24 protein-coding genes are annotated in these 22,130 nt (G+C 34.0%); 17 read left to right on the top strand and 7 right to left on the bottom strand.

Features of this window, described 5'->3' with window-relative positions:
* Positions 1-3: 3 nt before the first annotated feature.
* Genes AC4BBR_RS02755 through AC4BBR_RS02775 form a run of 5 tightly spaced genes read left to right on the top strand, consistent with a single transcriptional unit; the run spans position 4 to position 3,553 of the window.
* Positions 4-309, top strand: coding sequence for a PTS sugar transporter subunit IIB (locus tag AC4BBR_RS02755; protein WP_490461060.1), 306 nt, complete (start codon positions 4-6; stop codon positions 307-309).
* A 26-nt stretch (positions 310-335) separates the two neighbouring features.
* Positions 336-1,625, top strand: a complete 1,290-nt coding sequence (locus AC4BBR_RS02760; protein WP_490461061.1) for a PTS sugar transporter subunit IIC — start codon at positions 336-338, stop codon at positions 1,623-1,625.
* A gap of 15 nt (positions 1,626-1,640) precedes the next feature.
* Complete coding sequence (locus AC4BBR_RS02765) at positions 1,641-2,042, top strand: tetratricopeptide repeat protein (RefSeq protein ID WP_490461062.1); 402 nt, start codon at positions 1,641-1,643, stop codon at positions 2,040-2,042.
* A gap of 25 nt (positions 2,043-2,067) precedes the next feature.
* Positions 2,068-2,931, top strand: coding sequence for a class II fructose-bisphosphate aldolase (locus AC4BBR_RS02770; protein WP_490461063.1), 864 nt, complete (start codon positions 2,068-2,070; stop codon positions 2,929-2,931).
* A 4-nt stretch (positions 2,932-2,935) separates the two neighbouring features.
* The gene (locus AC4BBR_RS02775) at positions 2,936-3,553 is read left to right on the top strand and encodes a P-loop nucleotide/nucleoside kinase family protein (protein ID WP_490461064.1); all 618 of its coding nucleotides are present in this window, start codon (positions 2,936-2,938) and stop codon (positions 3,551-3,553) included.
* An 80-nt stretch (positions 3,554-3,633) separates the two neighbouring features.
* Here AC4BBR_RS02775 and AC4BBR_RS02780 read toward each other — a convergent pair whose 3' ends face one another.
* The 3 genes from AC4BBR_RS02780 to AC4BBR_RS02790 form a co-directional block, all read right to left on the bottom strand.
* Entirely contained in the window at positions 3,634-4,113 is a 480-nt protein-coding gene (locus AC4BBR_RS02780) for a GNAT family N-acetyltransferase (protein WP_490461065.1), read from the bottom strand.
* A 254-nt stretch (positions 4,114-4,367) separates the two neighbouring features.
* Positions 4,368-5,750, bottom strand: coding sequence for a PH domain-containing protein (locus tag AC4BBR_RS02785; RefSeq protein ID WP_490461066.1), 1,383 nt, complete (start codon positions 5,748-5,750; stop codon positions 4,368-4,370).
* A 17-nt stretch (positions 5,751-5,767) separates the two neighbouring features.
* A complete protein-coding gene (locus tag AC4BBR_RS02790) occupies positions 5,768-6,139 on the bottom strand; it encodes a GntR family transcriptional regulator (RefSeq protein WP_490461067.1) in 372 nt (123 codons plus the stop codon).
* 142 nt (positions 6,140-6,281) lie between these two features.
* Here AC4BBR_RS02790 and AC4BBR_RS02795 point away from each other — a divergent pair, with 142 nt between their 5' ends.
* The 5 genes from AC4BBR_RS02795 (at position 6,282) to AC4BBR_RS02815 (ending at position 10,251) form a co-directional block, all read left to right on the top strand.
* The gene (locus AC4BBR_RS02795; RefSeq protein ID WP_490461068.1) at positions 6,282-7,610 is read left to right on the top strand and encodes a C1 family peptidase; all 1,329 of its coding nucleotides are present in this window, start codon (positions 6,282-6,284) and stop codon (positions 7,608-7,610) included.
* A gap of 224 nt (positions 7,611-7,834) precedes the next feature.
* Positions 7,835-8,452: a TetR/AcrR family transcriptional regulator gene (locus AC4BBR_RS02800; protein ID WP_490461069.1), complete on the top strand. Its 618-nt coding sequence runs from the start codon at positions 7,835-7,837 to the stop codon at positions 8,450-8,452.
* Positions 8,453-8,474: 22 nt separating this feature from the next.
* Positions 8,475-9,164, top strand: coding sequence for a M23 family metallopeptidase (locus AC4BBR_RS02805; RefSeq protein WP_490461070.1), 690 nt, complete (start codon positions 8,475-8,477; stop codon positions 9,162-9,164).
* Between the two features lie 440 nt (positions 9,165-9,604).
* Positions 9,605-9,940 carry a DMT family transporter gene (locus AC4BBR_RS02810; protein WP_490461071.1) on the top strand — a complete coding sequence of 112 codons (336 nt, stop codon included), beginning with the start codon at positions 9,605-9,607 and terminating at the stop codon, positions 9,938-9,940.
* Positions 9,937-10,251 (top strand): DMT family transporter, encoded by a 315-nt coding sequence (locus AC4BBR_RS02815; RefSeq protein WP_490461072.1) that lies wholly within the window; start codon positions 9,937-9,939, stop codon positions 10,249-10,251. Before AC4BBR_RS02810 ends, AC4BBR_RS02815 begins: the two co-directional genes overlap by 4 nt.
* A gap of 158 nt (positions 10,252-10,409) precedes the next feature.
* On the opposite strand, the gene AC4BBR_RS02820 is transcribed toward AC4BBR_RS02815, so the two are convergent.
* Entirely contained in the window at positions 10,410-11,342 is a 933-nt protein-coding gene (locus AC4BBR_RS02820) for a helix-turn-helix transcriptional regulator (RefSeq protein WP_490461073.1), read from the bottom strand.
* A gap of 179 nt (positions 11,343-11,521) precedes the next feature.
* On the opposite strand from AC4BBR_RS02820, the gene AC4BBR_RS02825 reads away from it, so the two are divergent.
* Complete coding sequence (locus AC4BBR_RS02825) at positions 11,522-12,160, top strand: type 1 glutamine amidotransferase family protein (RefSeq protein ID WP_490461074.1); 639 nt, start codon at positions 11,522-11,524, stop codon at positions 12,158-12,160.
* A gap of 696 nt (positions 12,161-12,856) precedes the next feature.
* Here the strand turns inward: AC4BBR_RS02825 and AC4BBR_RS02830 are convergent.
* The 3 genes from AC4BBR_RS02830 to AC4BBR_RS02840 all read right to left on the bottom strand — a co-directional run bounded on the left by AC4BBR_RS02830 (position 12,857) and on the right by AC4BBR_RS02840 (position 15,660).
* Positions 12,857-13,801 (bottom strand): glycosyl hydrolase family 18 protein, encoded by a 945-nt coding sequence (locus AC4BBR_RS02830; protein WP_490462059.1) that lies wholly within the window; start codon positions 13,799-13,801, stop codon positions 12,857-12,859.
* Between the two features lie 135 nt (positions 13,802-13,936).
* Positions 13,937-14,521, bottom strand: coding sequence for a lytic polysaccharide monooxygenase (locus tag AC4BBR_RS02835; protein ID WP_490461075.1), 585 nt, complete (start codon positions 14,519-14,521; stop codon positions 13,937-13,939).
* Between the two features lie 284 nt (positions 14,522-14,805).
* Positions 14,806-15,660 carry a helix-turn-helix domain-containing protein gene (locus tag AC4BBR_RS02840; protein ID WP_490461076.1) on the bottom strand — a complete coding sequence of 285 codons (855 nt, stop codon included), beginning with the start codon at positions 15,658-15,660 and terminating at the stop codon, positions 14,806-14,808.
* A gap of 430 nt (positions 15,661-16,090) precedes the next feature.
* Between AC4BBR_RS02840 and AC4BBR_RS02845 the strand changes: the two genes are divergently transcribed.
* The 6 genes from AC4BBR_RS02845 (at position 16,091) to wecB (ending at position 22,101) form a co-directional block, all read left to right on the top strand.
* Entirely contained in the window at positions 16,091-16,831 is a 741-nt protein-coding gene (locus AC4BBR_RS02845; protein WP_490461077.1) for an acyl-ACP thioesterase domain-containing protein, read from the top strand.
* A 118-nt stretch (positions 16,832-16,949) separates the two neighbouring features.
* A complete protein-coding gene (locus AC4BBR_RS02850) occupies positions 16,950-17,783 on the top strand; it encodes a DUF72 domain-containing protein (protein WP_490461078.1) in 834 nt (277 codons plus the stop codon).
* A gap of 34 nt (positions 17,784-17,817) precedes the next feature.
* The gene (locus tag AC4BBR_RS02855; protein ID WP_490461079.1) at positions 17,818-18,657 is read left to right on the top strand and encodes a Cof-type HAD-IIB family hydrolase; all 840 of its coding nucleotides are present in this window, start codon (positions 17,818-17,820) and stop codon (positions 18,655-18,657) included.
* 117 nt (positions 18,658-18,774) lie between these two features.
* A complete protein-coding gene (locus tag AC4BBR_RS02860) occupies positions 18,775-19,293 on the top strand; it encodes a pyrophosphohydrolase domain-containing protein (protein WP_490461080.1) in 519 nt (172 codons plus the stop codon).
* A 332-nt stretch (positions 19,294-19,625) separates the two neighbouring features.
* Entirely contained in the window at positions 19,626-20,894 is a 1,269-nt protein-coding gene (locus AC4BBR_RS02865) for a glycosyltransferase family 2 protein (RefSeq protein ID WP_490461081.1), read from the top strand.
* A 121-nt stretch (positions 20,895-21,015) separates the two neighbouring features.
* A complete protein-coding gene (gene wecB, locus AC4BBR_RS02870; RefSeq protein WP_490461082.1) occupies positions 21,016-22,101 on the top strand; it encodes a non-hydrolyzing UDP-N-acetylglucosamine 2-epimerase in 1,086 nt (361 codons plus the stop codon).
* Positions 22,102-22,130 lie beyond the last annotated feature (29 nt).

The raw sequence follows: 22,130 nt of genomic DNA on the forward strand, positions 1-22,130 counted from the left end.
ATTATGAACAAACTAACTATTTTATTTGTTTGCGGTGCAGGGTTAGGTAGTAGCTTTGCAGCGCAGATGGCGGCAGAAGATGTACTAAATCAAAAAGGCGTAGAAGCAAAACTAGAACATACAGATATCTCATCTGCGGTATCTATGAATCCAGATATTATTATTACCGCTCAGAATTTTCAAACGCAATTTGAAAAATTTACTATTGATACGGAGAAGACAGCAATCATTTATTTGAAAAATATCGTTTCAAAGACCGAAATAGATGAAAAAATCACACCAATTTTACAAGAAAAAGGTATTATTTAAACCAAAATATAAGGGGGGATATTATCATGGGCGTAGTTAATTTTATTATCGAAAATATTTTGACGCAAGCGTCAATCACAATTAGCTTGATTGCGATGTTAGGATTGATTTTACAAAAAAAATCGATTGGACAAGTCTTATCAGGATCACTAAAGACGTTGCTGGGCTTTCAAGTACTGAGTGCGGGTTCAAGTATTATTGTCGGCAGCTTAACCTATTTTGGAGAGATTTTTACAGAGGGATTCCACATGCAAGGCATCATACCTTCCATTGAAGCAATCAATGGACAAGCAATGAATGAGCTTGGTTTAGGGCGAGATATTGCATTAACATTTCTAGCAATTTTCATTTTCAATATTCTAATTGCTCGTTTTACAAAATGGAAATATATATTTTTAACCGGACAAGCTATTTTGTGGATGGCGACGATGACAACAGTTTTTGGTTACTTTGCTGGGCTTCGTGGAATCGTGTTGATCATTGTTGGCGGATTTATCGGAGGCATTTTTGCGGTAGCAATGCCAGCGATTGCGCAGCCATTTATCAGAAAAATAACTGGATCAAATGATATTGCTTTAGGTCATTTTTGTACGATTGGCTATCTATTCGAAGCAGGGATTGCCTGGATTTTTGGAGAACGTGGGGAAAACAAAAAATCAGTGGAAGATCTTAAATTACCAAAATCGTTTGAATTTTTACAAGATACCTATTTATCTGTGATGGTCGTGATGGTTCCTTTATATATTGTGACGGTATTATTTGCAGGAGAAGAATTCGCAGCAACATTATCGGGCAATCAAAACTATATTATGTTTGCCTTTTTACAAGCGATCCAGTTTGTTGTTGGTGTGTATGTTTTGTTAGCGGGTGTGCGCTTGTTACTTGGAGAAATTGTTCCAGCCTTTAGAGGAATTGCAATGAAATTAGTACCAAATGCAATTCCAGCGTTAGATTGTCCTGTATTTTTTCCATACAGCCCGAACGCAGTAATTCTAGGATTTATCACAACAACAATCGGAGCTGTTTTGGCGATGTTTATTTTACCAACATTTGGTCTAGCGATGATTTTACCAGGGATGTTGACCAACTTCTTTGCAGGCGGTACAGCTGGAATTTTCGGTAACGCAGTTGGTGGTAGACGGGGTGCGATCATTGGTGGGATCGCCCATGGTTTCTTTATTACATTACTACCAGCACTATTAGTAACAATATTTAATAATATGGGCTTTGTAAATGCGACAGCTACTGATGTGGATACAGTTACAGCGGCACTCTTATACGCTTGGATTATTAGTCCGATCATGAAAGCTTTCTAAAAAGGAGTAAAAAATATGTTTAATTTCCTAAAAAAGAAGAAAATAAATACTGTGGAGACTGAAGTTGTGGAAATCCTGACGGGAGCGCAAAAAAATGATATTCAGAAAAAAATTGATCGAATGACACTAGAAATCAACGAGACCCAGTTAGAAGACACAGTATTGGCTGAAAAATACGAAAACATAGGTTTATTATTCGTACAACTAAACGAAACAGATCAAGCCATCATCTTCTTAGAAAAAAGCCAGGGGTTAAAAAACAGTATTGGAACTGGTTATAAAAAGTTGATGAGTCTATACAATCAAAAGCGGGCAGAGGCAGCCAAAAATGGTGATGACGCCGGAATTGATCAGTGGATGAATAAGATGGATGAGATGAGACAAATCGCAAAGAAAGTGACAATTAGTGGTCAATAACTATTGACAGATAGGGGAGAAATATATGTACACAACATTAAAAGAAGTCACAAAAACAGCAGAAGAATTGAATTTTACAGTAGGAGCTTTTAACGCTCACAACTTGGAAATGTTACCTGAGATGATTCGAGCAGCCAACGAAATGGGGGCACCAATTATTATCCAAACCAGTGTGGATACAGCGAAATATATCGGCTATGATATCTTAGTTTCTGTTGTCAAAACGATGGCTGAGAAAGAGATGGTTGATGCTGTACTTCATTTAGATCATGCCAGGGATTTTAATGATATCAAAGAAGCAATTGATTGTGGTTACACTTCGGTAATGTATGACGGTTCTCATCTACCCTTTAAAGAAAATATATTAAAAACAAAGGCTGTAGTGGAGTATGCTCATTCAAAAGGTGTTTCTGTTGAAGGAGAGTTAGGAACAATAGGAGGTACAGAAGAAGGTATCCATGTAGATGAAAATGACAAAGTTTACACAAAACCAGAAGATGCTCTTACCTTTGTAAAAGCTACAGGTATTGATGCCTTAGCTATTGCAATTGGAACCAATCATGGTCAATTTAAATCCAAGACAGAGGTGAATGTACCACTGTTAAAAGAGATTCATGCAACTGTGGATATTCCGCTTGTGATTCACGGCGGAACAGGGGTAAAAGAAGAAGATTACCCGGAACTAATCAACAATGGTATTCGTAAATTCAATGTTGGCACGGAGCTTTTAGTGAATTGGACAAAAACAGCGAAGGAATCATTCGAAGAGACCGCGGTGAATAAATCATTGCGTTATAATGTAATTCCAGCTAATGAAATGTGTCATAATATCGTTAAGCACAAAATAGGCTTATTTATGAATGTGGAAAGTCCTGTTTATTTGGGTTAGTCAGATGAAAAAATATTTGCTCTTACTTGCTGGGAGTCCAGCAACAGGAAAGTCCTATCTGATTCAAAAAATCCGTGAACAAATTCCAGATATATTCTTAATCACACCGGACGAAGGAAAAGAATTGTATGCTGATTCAGTTGGCTTTGATAATCTTGATGAAAAAATACAGTTAGAAACAAAAGTATGGTCCTTTTATTATGGAGTTTTAACCTTGTATATGGATGCTGGAAAACAAGTAATCGTTTCAGAATATCCATTTAGTGATAAGCAAAAAGAGAATCTTAGACAACTAGCCAATAGGTATGAATATGACGTAATTACCATTCGTTTAGTGGCTGATTTCGATGTATTATGGGAGAGAAGAAAACGAAGAGATATAGAACCAGATCGACACCTCAGTCATCTAATGACCCATTATCATTTTTCTGATCGATTAAATGATCGAAGCAAAGCAGACTATCATATTACAAAAGACGAATTCAAACGAATCATTCAAACGAGAAAATACGATCAGTTTGAATTAGGAGAAGTTCATGAATATGATGTTACAGACTATGAAAAAGTAGATTACAGCAACTTAATCCAATACTTGAAAAATAAAATCGAGAAAGAAAACTAAAAAAGACGAATCAAAACAGAGGCACCTCTGAAAAAATCATTCAGTAGACGCCTCTGTTTTCATTTGTTGAAACAAGTTGCTTATTGATTATCTTTCCGACAAACCATCAAGTAATTCATAAGCATTACACCATTACGATATTGTACTTTTTGTTGTACAGACTCAAATCCAAGCGATTCAAAAAACGGTTTAGCTGTGATTGACGAATAGACAGTAAGTTCTTTTGCTCCAGCTTTAAATGCATGATCCATCAAATCTGTAGCAATCATTTTTCCGATACCATAGCCGATCCATTTTTTATCTACATATAGGTAATTAAGTTCACCCGTATCAGTAATATTGCCAAAACCGATAACTTCCATTCTGTTAAGAGCAACAGTTGCATAGGTCGATGAAAGTTCATGGTGCCACTTGACATAATCAGGTGTCAGCTGAACCAACTGATCGATTTGTTGTTGCGTGTAGTCTTTTTTGTTGATTGCTTGAACTGTGCCATTAAATATAGCAAGTATGTTTTCTAAATCAGATTGTTGATATTTTCTCAAACTGAATACACTCATTCTTCGGTCACTCCTATTCATTAAGTTTAGTTTAATCATATAATCGCAATATGTCAAAGTATAATTTGCAAGATGAAGCATTTTTTAGCAAAATAATCACCTTTATGACCGTATCAAGTAATAAAGTATAACAATTCTTAACAAATAAACTAATTGAGCGAGTATCTAACGACTGAAAAGAGAAGGAATAGTTGAGAAGTAAAAAGATTACTTAGTGTAGTTGAAAGTCGAGAATGAGACAAATGTCGTCATTTCTATTTTCCTCGGATCGATTGGATATTATGGTATGCTTTTTTAGTCAATTCGTTATTTTTATTTGTGTAGTAGTAGTACTTATCTTTTGTTTTTATTTCTAAAATCGGTTGTTTCTCTTTTAAAACAAGTAAGTAAGAAGGTTCATTATTCACCTGAAATTCACCTTTTAAATAATTTTCAGTAGCTGTTCCGTAAACACGGATTTTATCTTTCGGTAAATGGTTAATCAATTCCACCGATTCAATGTCATTCCAATCAATTTTTCTAGGTTGACTTAATGGTGCCGAGAGATAAATACCCTTATGTGTGGTAGTCAATTCAAAAGGATTGGCGGAAAAATCACTGATTACCATTGGAATCGTTGAGGCAATTAAGGCAATTAAAACGAAAACACCTGTTACAATCATGGAAATTTTTCCACCCAACCTACCTAAATTTATAGAAATGTTCATTCCTACGCGATCAGGTATCATGATTCTCTTGTCATTAGGATTCATATAAATTCCGTATTTCCAATATTGATCCTCATTGCTATAGCGGTATTCTTTGGCTTGTGAAATTAATTGGTCTTGTTTTTTTCTGGAAGAGAATAAGTAGAAAAAAGTGAATAGGACAAAGACCAAAATCAGTACGGTATAACCGATTAAAAATAGTATCATTTGTTCATAAGGAATTATCATCGAATAAGTTGTCATGAAACCCAAAGGACTTAAAACCAGTGCAGAAATAGCCATCAAAACAGACCAGTGATGGCGCATTTGATCATTGACCTTTTGATTAATCGCTTCGTCACTTGTCAATGGTTTAACTGGAAAACGTGCAATAAAAGAATAGAAAAGCAAAAACATACTTAATAAAAGAATAGAAATAAGACAAATAATCCAATTTCCATTAGAGAAGCCCAGTATTTTAACCGAATAAAAACAACTTGAAAGAGTGATGAAACCACTTGGTAAAAACCACCAGACGGAAATTAGTTTACGATTTTTATTTACTACTAACTTTGTATCAACTAACAGTGGACTCGTAGGTAAAATCCAATTGTTTTGGACTTTAACAGTGGTCATTTTACGAATGTAGACGATCTGTAAGTAAAAAGAAGTTCCGATAAAACCAATCATCATTGTTAAGAAATAGATCAAAGTCAAAGAATCATATGTGCTTATCAAGATAGGAAAAGCTGCGACAGAGAAGATTCCAGCACACTGCAATAGTCTTTTTTTGTACATTCTACTAACAGCTAGAACCTGTTCCTCTTGAAGTTTATCTTTAGGTAAGGTTGTTTCTAAAATAATATTTTTATGCGGATTTGCAGGAATTCTCCCAGCAAAAGCCATTAAAAAGTTGGTCCCAATAAGTAATAAATAAAGAAATAAATTCATTTTTAACACCCCTTGTACTATTCAAATTTTTGATAAATCTTTTTCACATCTTCTTGAATCCTATTTTCTGAGAATTGATGAATAGAAGCTTCTGCTAATAATAGTTCCAGCTCCTTTAAAAATCGTTCTTGAAAGGGCAGACTAAGTGTTTGCTTTTCGGCGACTCTTGTTCCATTTCGACGATCTGTTAAAATATAGCCATCATTTTTCAATAACACATACGCTTTTGAAACAGTCATCATGTTGACTCCGATTTCATCTGCCAGTTGCCGAACAGAAGGAAGAATCTCACCTGGATAAAGTTTTTTTGTAGCAATACCAAGAATAAGCTGGTTACAAATTTGTTGATAAATTGGTACTGGGCTTTGAGTATCTATTTCTAATAACATCGTTTCACCTCTTTCTCTCTTTGTATTACATAGCATAATACATGTGATGCAAAAAAGCGAGTATATTTTATTAAAACTTGAGAGATTGAAATTTGAGGCATATAATGAGGAAGGAATATTACGAATGAAAGGATGAACTGATATGTCAGTAATTAAACCTAAAGTAACACAAAAATTCCACGACGAATTCGTGGAAAATAATAAACTAAATGCCTTACAACGTGGAGTTGTCAAAAATGGTATTACTGCTTCTGCGCAAAATCAAAGTGCTGCAGTAAATAATGTTCCTGTTTTTTCAGTAGACCTTACGACTGGAAAAGTAGCGAATCAAAAACAAAGTGGACGTTGCTGGATGTTTGCAGCATTGAATACCTTTAGACACAAAATGATCAACAGTTTTAATTTAAAAGATTTCGAACTTTCTCAAAATTATACATTTTTCTGGGATAAATATGAAAAATCTAATTATTTCTATGAAAATATCATTGCAACAGCTGAACAAGAATTAGACAGCCGTAAAGTGGCTTTCCTTTTAGCAACACCTCAACAAGATGGTGGACAATGGGATATGATCGTTTCACTTTTCCAAAAATATGGGGTTGTACCAAAAACAGCCATGCCTGAAAGCAGCAATAGCTCAAACTCACGTGATCTAAACACTTACTTAAATAAAAAACTAAGAAAAGATGCATTTATTTTGCGTGAGCTGATCACTAGCGGAAAAACAACAGCTGAGGTTCAAACAGCTAAGGAAGCAATGCTAAAGGAGGTCTATAACTTTTTAGCGATTTCATTAGGGACACCTCCTGAAACAGTTGATTTTGAATACCGTGACGAAGAGAAAAAATATCACTTAGATCAAAATTTAACGCCGCACTCATTTTATGAAAAATATGTAGATGTAAATCTTGATGACTATGTAAGTATAATCAATGCGCCAACAGCGGACAAACCTTATAATCAAACCTATACTGTAGAAATGTTAGGAAACGTTGTGGGCGGTAAAGAAGTGAAATATATCAATGTGGATATGACGACTTTCAAAAAATTAGCAGTGGCTCAATTAGAACAGGGTGAATCGGTTTGGTTTGGCTGTGATGTGGGACAATCTTCTACAAGAGATAGTGGGATTATGTCTTTAGATGCTTATGATATGAATGATTTATTCGATATCGATTTCACGATGACAAAAGCACAACGTTTAGATTTTGGCGAAAGCTTAATGACCCATGCGATGGTTTTAACTGGCGTGGATGTGATTGATGGTGTGTCTACTAAATGGAAAGTGGAAAATAGTTGGGGCGAAAAAGTGGGTGATAAAGGCTTCTTTGTGATGAGTGATGCTTGGATGGACGAATACACATATCAAATTGTTGTTCGGAAAGATTTCTTGTCAAAAGAATTACAAGAAGTTTGGAAACAAAAGCCAACTGTTTTAGCACCTTGGGATCCAATGGGGGCTTTGGCATAGTTAATGCTTGTCCAGTACTTTCCCATTAACGCATTTTATAGCTTAATAGAAAAGGGCTCGCTTCGGCAAGTCCTTTTTTGTTTATGAATTATTTTTAGAGAAATTGAATTATGTCCTATATTGACCTAAAAGGAAAAAAATGATAACACGAGATTAACCTGATAGGTAAATGAGGTGCTTGACAAACCTTGATATGTAATTAAAAACAGAATGGAGAAATTAAGTTGAATATTACGAGATTGGATGATGAAAGAAAACAAGCGATAATCAACTCTGCTTTAAAAGAATTTGTAAAATGTGGTTATGATAGAGCTTCAACGAATGAGATTGCCAAAAATGCAAACCTTTCAAAAGCGCTAATGTTTCATTATACTGGCAATAAAGAAGCTTTATTTCTTTATCTTATAGACTATTGCCGAGAAAAAATCAATCACGAATATATTAATAGAATGAATTTTAAAGAAAAGGATCTTCTGTTACGGTTACGCCAATCGTATCTTTTACAAATAGAACTTATTAAACTAAACCCATGGATGTTAGATTTCTTCAAATTATTTAGTGAGACTAAGTCAAAACAGATTGATACAACATTGAAAGTGGATGATAAGCAAGAAGAATCTTTTTGTTTTGAAAAAATGTTCGACTTTGTTGATGAGACAAAATTCAGGAAAAACATTGAGGTCTCAAAAGCTAAAGAACTTATTTTTTGGAGTAACATTGGGTTCATTGGTGAAATAATTAATACTATGCAACATCTTGAACATGATACTATTGATTATGATGAAATAAATAATAAAATTAGCAATTACTTCGATGATTTAAAATTAGTTTATTATGATTGAACAAGTAGAAGGAGACGACAATGTGATAGAGAAAAATATAATAATTGAATTTCCTTTAAGAGGAGAATGGCAAGCACCAACTACACCTGTAAAAAGAATACCTAGTCATGGAACAAATAGAATGGGGTTGAGATATGCTTTTGATTTTTTACAGATTGATTGGCTGGGGAGCAAAAGACCTTTTCATAGTATTGGCGCTGTACAATATCTATTGTTAGGTGCCTCATTAGAGAATTATTATTGTTATAATCAAGATATTTTTGCACCTTGTGACGGTGAAATAGTAGAAGTAATAGATGGCATTGCTGAGAGAAAAAGAGTTCATTGGTTCATAGATTTGGTTATTGGCATTAAAAATTCTATTACTTTTGATGAGAGAAAAGATAAGTTTAGTAAAATAGCTGGGAATTATATTGTTATGAAACTATCAGATGGCATATACGCTATGTTTGCGCATTTTAAAACAAATTCTATCAACGTTTCCATCAATGATAAAGTAAAAAAAGGTTCGATTTTGGGAAAAGTTGGACATTCAGGTAATTCGACTTCCCCTCATTTACATTTTCAACTTATGGATAGTTGTGACATTGCGAAGGCAAAAGGAATTCCTTTTCGCTTTGAGCGATATGAAGTATTTAAAGATAGTCACTGGAAAAAAGTTTACAGTCAGATTCCCTCTGAGAAGGATAGATTTCGATTTTATAAAAATTAAAGAATTTTACTCTACTTATTTTTATGGGAAATAAATACCAACTATTAATGAGATAAGCTTTTTAAAACGTTATGAATGTTGATGCAAAAAAACTTAGTTTGTTCTGATTTTGTAGACCGAAGAAACACGTTGACCGATTCACTTATGTAATGGAATTTAAAAAGCATGATAGATAAATTAAGCTTTATTTAATAAAATAATCAAGAAATTTACTATTGCCAATTCATTTATTATGGAGTAGAATGAGAAACAGTTTCAATGAATTGAAATAATTAATTAAATCAAATAACTTTTGATAACTAGCGCCGGCTGCTTATCAGTAAAAGTGTGGATTAACAATTCTTAGGCCTTAGATAGAATTGTTGATTGACACTTTTTTTATTTTCTAGTCGAGGCTGCCAAGCTCTTTTAACTTTTAAATTATACGAGGAGGTTTTTTTATGAACAAGGATTGGATAAAATTAATGATTGGTGCGTTTTTTGAAGTATTATGGGTTATTGGAATGAAACATAGTAATACATGGTGGGAAATGTTATTGACTGTTGTATTTATTTTCATTAGCTTTTACGCATTGATCAAAGCAGGTGAAACCTTACCTGTTGGAACCGCTTATGCGGTATTTGTTGGGTTAGGTACAGCAGGTACGGTGATTTCAGGCATCCTCTTTTTTGGTGAAGAATTTAAGTTATCTAAAATTATACTAATTGTAGTGCTATTGATCGGTGTGGTAGGCTTGAAATTCGTAACAAGTGAGAAAGGAGCGAGTCAAAAATGAGTTGGGTCTTTTTAATGATTGCAGGAATTTTTGAAATGCTAGGAGTAGGATCAATCAATCGCTTTAATCAAAACAAAGATACAAAGTCCTTATTGTTATTATTTTTGACATTTACCAGTAGTTTTCTTTTTCTTTACTTAGCAATGAAGCGTTTACCGATGGGCATTTCATATGCAATTTGGACAGGGATTGGAGCTGCTGGTGGAGCTGTTTTAGGAATGATTTTTTATGGGGAATCTAAGGATTGGCGCAGAATCATTTTCATTGGGATTATTTTAGTGTCGGTGATTGGATTGAAGTTGATCGGATGATACTGTTAAAGATAGTAGCTAATTTTTAATCTCTCATATTCAACTTTAAAAGTCGAATAAACGGTGGGAGAAAATAATACCTATAAAATGAAAGAATAGAAAGAAGAGCTATTTATAGCCTTCAGGGATAGCTCCTTTCCGTATTAATCTACCACCTATTAACTTTCATATATAGCAGCTAAATCATGTATTCTACGCTTCATTTCTTTGCGGATATGTAACGGAGCTAAACATTCACATTTATTTCCCAAACTGAAAAGAAGATTGTAATAGTATTCGTTCTCTATAAAAGGAAAATAAACAATATAATGCTCAGCACCATCTGACGTAAAATGTTCATAAGTGGAATAATCAAGCACTCTATCCATGACAGATTTATGAATGCGAATTTTGATTTCCGTTTGCATAGTAGTTAAAATATCACCAAAATCCAACTGAGGTTTTTGATGATCTCGTGGCGTAAAAAATTTCTCTTGCAATTGTAGGATCGATAGGCGAGATAGTCTGAATAAGCGAAAATCATTTCTTTCAAGGCAATACCCGTGTAGATACCACTGGCTACTTTTCAATACAAGCTGATAGGGCTCGACTGACCGCTTTGTTTTATTTCCATAGCGATCTGCATAGTCAAATAAAAGTAACTTTTTTTGCTGTAAAGCTGTTCTAATAATTTTTAAATAGGGTTGTACGTCCTTGTTGTTCATCCAAGGACTTAAATCGATATATAGTTGATTTGCTTTTAATTCGATGTCTTCCGCTGTGTCAGTAGGGATAAAACTTTTGACTTTCGCAAGGGCGTTTATCAGTTCGTCTCCTTGTAACATATTAGAAAGATTGGAAAGTCCCATCAAGATAGCGGAAAGGTCGGCAGTTGAAAAAACATTTCTATCAATCTTGTAATTTGGCATGATTTCAAAACCGCCTCCCACTCCTGGTGTTGAGCGAACGGGAATACCAGACCTATTAATAGCGTCTACATCGCGGTAAATTGTGCGGAGTGAAACTTCAAACATATCTGCTAACTTTTGTGCACTGATACGCTCTTTATCAAGGAGAACCATAATAATACTGATAAGTCTTTCAACTTTCATCTAATCCCCCTCTTTCAAATGTTTATTTTTATCATTGTATATTGTTGCCATACTGGTGTCAACAATTGCAAGGTATACTTAAAAAGTAAAGGTATGAAAGTGAAAACAGTAACATCATTTGTTTAAATGACTTGTTGCTTAATCATATCTTTGATGCATAACGAAAAAGGGGGATATTTATGTTTACAATCTATATTTACGTTCTTGATACTTTAGCCGACTGGGAACTGGGCTACGTTACCTCAGAGCTGAACTCTGGCCGTTTTTTTAAAAAAGGAGAGTCACGGATATCACTTAAAATGGTTAGTTATTCTAAAGAAGCAATTAATACCATGGGGGGGCTGACAATAGTGCCAGATTGCTTGATTGACGATATTGTTGTGAGTGAAACAAGCTTATTGTTATTACCAGGTGCAGATACATGGAACAATCCCGAGCATAATGCGATTATCGAAAAAGCAAGCGAATTTCTCTCTTTAGGCGCTACGGTGTGCGCTATCTGTGGGGCTACCGCTGCACTTGCCAACTTTGGACTCTTGGATAATCGTCCGCACACTAGTAATGGACCAGGGTTTCTTAAAATGGTTTCTCCTGATTATAAAGGGCAAAGTTTTTATATAGACAAGCCATCTATAGCTGATAACAACCTTATTACTGCAAGTTCCACTGGAGCTTTGTTGTGGGCGAAACAAATTATTGAACATTTAGGTGTTTTTCAATCAAATACTCTTGAATTTTGGTATGAATATTTTAGTACAGGTAAGCCAAAATATTTCTTTGCCCTCATGCAAACTTTACCATCTAGCAATGAAAACTAATTCATATTTGCTATAAACAACAAATTGATTTAGACTTGAAAATACACTAAGGAAGCATGCTCAAGTCTTTGGTAATTCAACATTTTTTATTTCTCGGGCTGCTTTTATACCATCGTTTATTCGGTTTTGAAGGGTGAGTTTTGTCTCATCCTTTTTTGATTTTATTACTTGCTTTTTGAAGATTTGAGCGCCTTTGTTATGATTTATAGGATTTAATTTAACCAAAAAATTTTATTTCGGGAGCGCGATCCACCAGTTTTCTATTCTTTATTTGTCGTCGATCGCAGAATGAATAGAAAAAAGGTTGGGACAGAAGAGTTTAACCCCGAGAAATAAGAAGGGATTCACGAAAATTACTCTTCTGATTTCTGTGAATTTCAACTTATTTCCGAGGGTTTTACTTCTTATCTTACATTTTATTCGTATTTCAGGCGGCTGGGTTGTAACTCATAGAGTAATGTCCCAGTCACTTAGTTAAAGGGTGTGTTCTATATTACTTTAATTTATTTTGTTTTTAAGAACGTTATTTAGCACTTAGAATTGGATGAGATCGAAACGAAGTGTAGTGGTTGCTTCCACTTCCGCTGTTTATCCTATAGAGTAAACAGCTAGTGTTTTAACTGGAGCCTCTTAAAGCAACCCCTTCCGAAATAAACTTTTCTATCGATCTTCACTGTTGTATTTTTTTCTCAGTGCTTATTGTAAAATTCGTGCATATCTTGTAGCAAATTCATTATTGTAAAACACACCGTTTACGTTGGTACCGACATCCCAGTTTGTAGACCAAGTCATTAAGCCTTTGATTGGATTGCCATCTTTCGCTAATTGATCCAATGTTTTGTAGACAGCTGCAGGATCAATCACATAACCACTGCCAGCACTATCAACATTAGCAGGTAGCCCTAAAACAAGTTTGTCATTTGGTATTTTTAAGAATGTCCGTGTACCGTGAATCATTGAATCAGACATATAATAGAGAAATTCATATTTCAAAGCATCGTTACTTTGAGGAATCCATTTATTGATTTCATCTACCCAAACACCATCTCCGCCTTGATTATACAACTGCGGTGCAATATAGTCATAATAACCCTCTAAAGAAGTAATGTATTTTTCATATGCACCTCCAGGCTTTAAGTAAGGAAATTCTGGTGCCATCGTGATAATAAAATTTTTACCTTGCGCTCTGTAATGCTCTTTGACTTTTTTTAAAGCTGTTGGGATAACGGTTTGGTTATCGCCTGCTGTAATAGCTGACTGTTCTAAATCAATGTCAAGTCCATCAAAACCATACGTTTCAACTTGACGAATAATTTCATCTGCAAACGCTTGTTCATCGCCAGTCTTTAACTGGATATGTGCATCTGCGCCGCCCAGTGCAAGTAGGACTGCGCGACCTTGACTATTTAGTGTTGCTACATCTTGGCGAAAAGCAGCATCTGTTTTATTATATGGGGAAAATGTTGGGATGCGGTTAACGCCGTCACTTTTCATGAACGACACTGGAACCACATTATAGGCTTCATTTACATCTGTTAATGAAATAGTGGCAGACGTTCCTTGTTTATAACCATCTCTACCTTTAGAATCCCAGTTATGCCAGTAGCCGACAAGTACTTTCTTATTTTCCACACTAACCATTTCATTAGCAGAATCAACAGCTTCAACAGAAGTTGCTGCATATAGACTGCCTAAAATAATACCTGAGACTGATAGAAATATTGGGATAAATTGCTTGATTTTCATGTGCACAGCTCCTTTAATTTCCTTGATTGATTATTTTACATTAACGTCGATTGCTTGATAAAAAGCGTTTGTTGTATCGTAAACATTCCAAACCGCATAAATCACATGGTACCCTTTACGGTCACTAGGAACAGTAATCGTATGTTTAACAGAGGATTCAGGGATAGTAGCTTTGTCATCTACTTGACCAATTAAATCAAAATTTTTGATATCTAAAGGTTGATTTGGATTCCAACCTTGTTTTGTCATATAGTACTCCCACGTAGAAGTTCTGTGACGAGCAGTTAACGTCCAATTAATTGAAAGAGGACCAATTGTAATATCAGATTTATACCAGCGATCAGAGGACTGAACATCTAATGGCTCAAAACCGCTAACGCCTGCACTAGCTAATTTTCCTGGAGTAAACGTATTTTTAGTGGCTTCAATACTTTGGGGTTCCCATTCAGCACGACCAACATTTTTATTTATTTTCCCACCTTGAGTGCTACCAAAGTATGCGCGGCTTCCTGGTGATGAAACATATCCATGTGCATGTGTGACAGTGGCTGAAACAAGTAAAAATCCTGCCAGTAAACTAAGTGTAAGAATTGTTTTGAACGTTGCGTTTTTCATTAGTATTCCTCCTAGAATTTTTTTATAGCGCTTACAATCGTAAATTTAACATGCTATTTTATATTATTCAAATGATATGCAACTACTTATTAAATGATAATAAGGTAAGTGAATATGTGAAAAAAGTTCTTTTAAAGAGAAGTCTTTTTGGGGATAGTTAGTCATATAAAAGTAAAAGAACCGCCAGTTGAAAATGCGCAGAATGCATCCTTCTAACTGGCGGTTTTATTAAGATCATTATTTTTTCATAAATTAAAAAACAATGTCGAGACTGGCCAAGCCTGCTACGCTTTCAAATTGACCAATGTTTGTTCATCATTTGCAATTACCTCTAATAAATTTTGATTGTCATTAAAAGTAGCAAAGACTTTTGCACTGTTAAAATCAGGTGCTTTCAAATCAGGTGACTTCATAAAATCATTAAAAGCGACTTCATAAGCCAAAAGATCTAACATATATAACGATTGATAGGTTCTATTTAATGTCATTCCCTGGGTAGCTAATTCAAAAGCGGCTTCATAATTTTTGATCAATGAATAAAATTTGGCTGTGTTGAAGAATATTTTAGTAGCTTCAATTGGCATTTTGATCGTCATTTCTTTTAGCATGTCGATCGATTTTTCATAATAAACTTGTGCTTTATCCAACTCATTAGCCATTTCATAAACGATCCCTAGGCTATTAACAGAAAGGATCGCATACACAGAATTCGAATTGCCAAGCTCATCGGCTCTATAAAAATAAAATAGACTATCTGTTGTATTGTTGTAGCCCAACAAGTTTGTGATCCCCATAAAATAAAGCCAGCGAACCTCTAATTCTTTATTTTGAAAATCAGAAACATTGATAGATGTTGATTTTAAAATTGAATGAGCTTCTTTATGTTTAAACGTATTACATAATTCTTCCACATGACTTAATAAAGAAGAAAGCTTCTTTTCGTCATTATCATCTAATACGCTCTCAAGGCTGAGGTTTAATCTCTTACAGATTGCATCAAGAATTTCAAGGCTATCACAAACATTTTTGTTTTCAATGTTGCTAACGGTTCCTTGTGTACAAATTCCAGCGGCCAAAGTTACTTGCGACAATTTTTTCTGTGTTCTTACTGTGCGGATAATGTCACCTTTGATTCTCATATTTTTCCCCTCTATATTTAAGCTTTATGGTTCTACTTTATATAATAGTATGGTATTATCACTCTATAATCAACTAATTTTTTGGAGGGATGGGAATGGAAACGCTTTTAGAGTTGTTGAATGAAGTGCTCAGCTATGGCAATACGGGTCACGTATAGTTTAAAAAAATTAATTATTAGATTTTTTTTTTAGACAAATAGCTACTATGCAAAAGCTTTTTGGCGCAGAGGATATTTTTACTTCTGTTTCAAAAAGTTTTTTTAATTATATTAAAAAATTATATTTAATTTAGTTTTTTTGAAAATATTTTTAAATACTAACTTGTTGTAAACGTATTGGAACAGTTTTTATATTCGACTTTTTTATCATCAATTTAAGATAATATGATATACTTTAATTGGTTATACAGGTTCAAGAAGGAGGAGATCCAGTGGCAAAAAAATTTACGACCCCATATGAAGTCGCTTATTATGATGGTGATGTCACTAGAAAAATGACGATTCCGTCAATGTTAGCTGTTGTGATCAAAACATCTGAAGAACAAAGTGATGCCTTGGATAGGGGAAGCGATTTTGTTGCTTCGTTTGGTCTCGGCTGGGTTATTACCAATTATGAAATACACATCACACGCTTGCCTAAAGTTGGAGAAAAACTCGCCGTTACCACTCAAGCGATGGCATATAATAAATACTTCTGCTATCGAAACTTTTGGATTCATGATGAAAAAGGAAATGAATGTGTCTTGATCAAGTCGACATTTGTTTTGATGGATAAAAAAAACCGCAAGATGAGCAGCGTATTACCTGAGATTATTGAACCGTATGAAAGTGAAAAAATCAAAAAAATTTACCGTGGTGAAAAAATTGACAAGGTAGAAAAGGGTGGATTTTTACCATATCGCGTGCGTTACTTTGACATTGACGGAAACCAACATGTTAATAATGCAATTTATTTTAATTGGTTGCTAGATGTATTAGGTTATGATTTTTTGACCACCCATGAGCCGACATTTATTAATATAAAATTTGATAAAGAAGTAGAATATGGTCAAGTAGTAGAAAGTCATTATGAAATACTTGAAACTACAGAAGAAAAGACAACGCGGCATGAAATAAAAATCGAGGGTCAAACCTATTGTGAAGCAAATATGAGATGGAAAAAAAGCCAATAAGATTATAGAACCAAGTCATTTTTGGGGGCTGAGACAATTTTTTGTTTTGTCTTAGTCCTTTTTAGTATAAAATTAATATAAAATGATTTGATAAGAATAGAAGGGACAAAATAGACGTATGATTCGATTAGGTTTGACTTCTTTTAATGAACATGAACAATTAACTGGGAAAAAACGCTCTACATTATACGAATATGCAGGTTACTTGCCTCTAGTTGAGATGGATACAGCTTATTATGGTATTCCCAGACAAGATTCTGTAAGTGAATGGACAAAATCAGTTCCAGAAAATTTTCGGTTTGTAATGAAAGTCTATAGTGGTATCAGCTGTCAGGGTGAATGGCAGCAATATTATCAACGTGAAGAAGAGATGGTTGAAGCGTTTTTGGCTAGCATGACTCCGATGATCGAAAGTGGCAAGCTTTTTGCCTTTTTGATTCAATTTTCGGGAACATTTAGCTGTACGAAAGAAAATGTTCAATATTTGGAAAAAGTACGTCACTGGTTTGCTGGATTTCCGATTGCGATAGAATTACGAAATGGTTCATGGTATACAGCAAAATACATCAAACAAACACTATCATTCATGAAAAAAAATAAATTTTCACTAGTCTCTGTTGATGAACCGCAGATACCGACGAATCCAGTGCCATTTGTCCCTTATGTTACAAATGATCAATTTACTTTATTTCGTTTTCATGGACGTAATGCTGCAGGTTGGATGGCAAATGACAAAGATTGGCGTAAAAAACGTACCTTATATCGTTATAATTCTGATGAAATCGCAGATTTAAGTGAAGCTGTGGAAAAAGTAGCACGAGAAGCAAAAGAAGTTGGTGTGATCTTCAATAATAATTCTGGTGGCGACGCGGCAAGCAATGTACTAGAAATGAAAGCGGCATTGAAGCTTGAATACGAGAACTTAAACCCAAAACAAATGGGCTTATTTTAAAAAATGACAAAGAACTATTAAAGGAAGGAATACCATGATTAAAGCTATTTTCTTTGATATCGATGGTACGTTGGTTAACAAAAATACAAAAGTTTTAGCATCGACCAAACAAGCGATTGCAAAAGCTCAAGCACAAGGAATTATTTGCGGAATTGCAACAGGTAGAGGTCCAGTTCATTTAGATCTGCAAATAGATGAATTGAATTTAGATGTTTTTATTACGTACAATGGTCAGTTAGTTTATACCAAGGAAGAAACGATTCGAGCAGAGCATTTTTCTGACGAAACACTAAAGAGAATTGTTTCATTTTCAGATTTTTATCACCGCCAAATCATGTTTGGTTCAAGGAAACATCTGGAGGGTAGTTCGCTTATGCGTTTTGGACAAAAAAAGTGGGCGAAAAAAATGATCCATTTTTTACCTAAGTATTTTCCAACAACATTTGTAAAAAATCTGATTAGCCGTTTCTCAATCCATAGGAAAGCGCAACGTTATCATAACCTTGATATTCTAAAAGAACCGATTTATCAATGTGTGCTACTAAGCCCTAAATCAGAGCTTGATTTTTTGAGTGAACAATTGTCAGGTTGCCAACTGACGAGGTCAAACCCTTATACACTTGATATCATTCCAGTCGGTGGATCAAAACTTATAGGCATTCAGAAATGTGCTGAATATTTTGGTTTTACATTAGAAGAAGTGATGGCATTTGGAGATAGTTGGAATGATTTGGAAATGCTCAAAGGTGTGGGGGTAGGCGTTGCAATGGGAAATGCTGAAGAAGAAGTCAAGAATGCAGCGAAGTATGTGACTAGAACAAATGAAGAAGACGGAATTTATCAGGCATTTCTTTATTATGATGTTATTGTTTAGATTTATTGGTTAGATTCTAGACAAAAAGAGAAAACCTGCCTGTGACAAAAAGTATCACGAACCTAATTTTCAGTCAATATTGAACGATCTTTTAACGTTTATACAAGGAGGAAACCAATGAAAATCGATAATCCCTTTGAAAAAGCTGAAGCATTTCATGAGAAATTTGATAATAGAAAACCTAAAAATCCAACTCCATTTTCTGAGAAGCAAGCATCATATAGAGCTGGGTTTAAGGTGGAAGAATTAGTTGAATTTCTATACGGATCAGCGAATAATGATCCCGATAGGTTCAAAAAATTAATAAACCAATTAAAAGTATCTATTGATCTAGCAGAGGAAAAAGTACTCGGTAAAAAAAATAAAGTAACAGATCCCTTGGTGGAGCAAGTAGATGCCCTGATCGATTTATTATATTTCACGTACGGTTCGTTTTCATTATTAGGCGTTGATCCGACAGAAATATTTTCTATTGTTCACGAAGCCAATATGGGAAAAATATTTCCGGATGGGTCCCCCCATTATCATCCAGTAACGGGTAAAGTCTTAAAACCAGACAATTGGGAAAGTGATTTTGCTCCAGAACGAAAAATTAAAGCTGAAATAAAACGTCAATGTAAAGCTATAGAAGAGTGAATAAAATGTGATCAAAATAAAACCTATAGATCCTACTGTTTATTACGATTTAGTGTGTGTTAAAACTGATTTTCAGTTTTGATATACACTATTTTTTTAGAAATATAGCGCTAAAATAGTAGTTTTTCTCAATATTTTAGAAACTTATCGAATAAAGTGATAAAAATTACATTTTTATTATGATAACATACATATAGTAGGCTTAAAAAATCATAATATTTATATAAAGTTACGAATGAAAATAATTGTTAATAAGTTAGTATATTTACTAGCTATTTCTTGTAAAAATATCTGATGAAATCTTTAAGTATCGAGAAGAAAGGTGGGGTTAGATGGGTGTTCTTTACTTGATTTCTATGATTTCAATAGGTGTTTATTATGTCTATATCACAATGATTAAAAGTGCGGAAGAAGTTTATATTGAAAAACTTTTTATACCTCCAGAATGTAAAGTGCATTATGCAGTAATCATTCCTTGTTTCAATGAAGAAAAAGTTATTAAAGAAACACTTCTTTCTTTATTACAATTTTCCACAGAAAATTTGAAGATTTACATTGTTGACGATGATTCAGATGACGATACGTTAAAGGTTATAAATGGTATTTCTGATTCTAGAATTAAATTAATTAAGAAAAAAAAGCCAAATGCTCAAAAAGGTAAGGGACATTCATTAAACGTTGCTTATAGAAAAATTCTTAAAGATTATCGACAAATTGATTCTAATCAGGTCATTATTACAGTTTTGGATGCTGATGGATTCTTATGTGAAGATGCTTTCAATATAGCAGATCGAATGTTCAGTCATTCTGATATTCACGGAATACAAGCACGCGTTCGAATTATTAACAATTTTAAAGGCGGGAACTGGCTGACATTACTACAAGACATTGAATTTTATGAAGTTATTGGAAACATACAGAAACTTAGAATGAAAACAAAAACTGTTGGACTTGGCGGTAATGGTCAATTTACCCGATTATCTACACTAAAAAAATTTGGAGATATTCCTTGGAATGACTGTTTACTTGAAGATTATGATTTGACGATCCGTTTGTTGCTGAATAATGAGCGAATAGTTTATACAGATCAACTAATTATTTATCAACAGGGTTTAACAAGCTATCAACGCTATATCAAGCAACGAAGTCGCTGGATTCAAGGGAGTCTGCAATGCCATTCTTATATGTTTCGTCTACTTAAAACAAATTCATTATCAAAAAATGGAAAACTAGAGATGTTCTATTTTTTATTGCAGCCTTATTATAATCTGATCAATAGTATTATTCTTTTAATCTCAATAAGACTCTTAGTACATTCATTATTAGAAGAGATCACGCTAAAATCAGTACTGACTCTAATTTTAATGGCATGTATTACGGTATATCCTGGTTTAACATTCTCTAAAAGATATATCAAAGAGATAAAAAATATTGAAATAATCAAAAATTCTCCAACGCTTAGAAGCTATTTAGGCGGTATATTTATGTATTTGTATATTTTTTTGACAATTCCCAGTATTCTTTTGGCATTTGTCAGACAACTGACTGGAAAAAAGAGTTGGATAAAAACGAAAAGAGAAGAGAATGTCTACAATGAATGAAATCAACAGTTATTTTGATAGTCGATTATTCTCGATTCTACCACTCATGGTCATAGGAATAAGTATTACTCTCGGTAAAATATTATGGTTTTTTTTAGACAGAATAGAAAGGAGTTCACAGATGAAACATTATATGATTGTTTTTGGTACGAGACCTGAATTAATAAAAATGTTTCCACTGATTAAAGAGTGCCAAAATCACACAAAACATATTAAACTAACAATCGTTAACACTGGGCAACAAAAAGAAATGGTTGATATTCTTTTAAAAGAGTGGGAAATTCAACCGCATTACGATTTAAGGGTTATGAAACAAAAACAAACACTAACAGAGTTGACGATCAATATTATGAGTACCTTAGCACCTGTTATGAAGATAGAGAATCCAGATTTAGTAATAGTTCATGGCGATACAACGACAGCTTTTATCACCAGCTTAATGGCATTTTATCAACAAAAAAAAATAGCACATATTGAGGCTGGCCTAAGAACTGGTAATAAGAATGCACCATTTCCAGAAGAAATGAATCGGCAGTTGGTTGACCGGATAGCTGATTATTACTTTGTTCCAACACAAAGTAATAAAGTGAATTTAGAAAAAGAAGGCATTCAATCCATGATTGAAGTTACAGGAAATACAGGTATTGATACTTTGAATTATCTTGACTTAAAGCGAACGATTGCAAAAAATCAGCGCCAAATACTTGTTACATTGCATAGGCGAGAACTTGATGTAGTGAAGCTAAAAAAAATGTGTATAATATTGAAAAAAATTGCTAAAGAATATCCAGATGTTGTTATAAAATATCCTGTACATCCCAATCCTAAAATAAAAAAAGTAGTGTGCTCAATATTATCTAATCAACCGAATATAGTTTTAACGGCACCTTTGAATTATTTTGATTTTCAACAAGAAATGATAAATAGCTTTTTAGTGATTACAGACTCTGGAGGAATTCAAGAAGAAGCACCTTATTACAAGGTACCAGTTTTAGTGGTTAGAGACGTGACTGAGCGACAAGAAGCAGTTACATCAGGTTTTTTAAAACTTGTCGGTACAAATGAACAAAAGCTTTATAAAAATGTGGTTACTCTTTTGAGTAGTACAGATGAATATGAATCTATGCGAGCCACTGAATACCCAAGCCCATTTGGTGACGGAAAAGCCGCTAGTAGGATTATTAACCGATTGTTGCAGGAAATATAGCTATAGATTAGTAAATGATGAAGAAATAT

The sequence above is a fragment of the Enterococcus sp. AMC1251 genome (assembly GCF_058216535.1).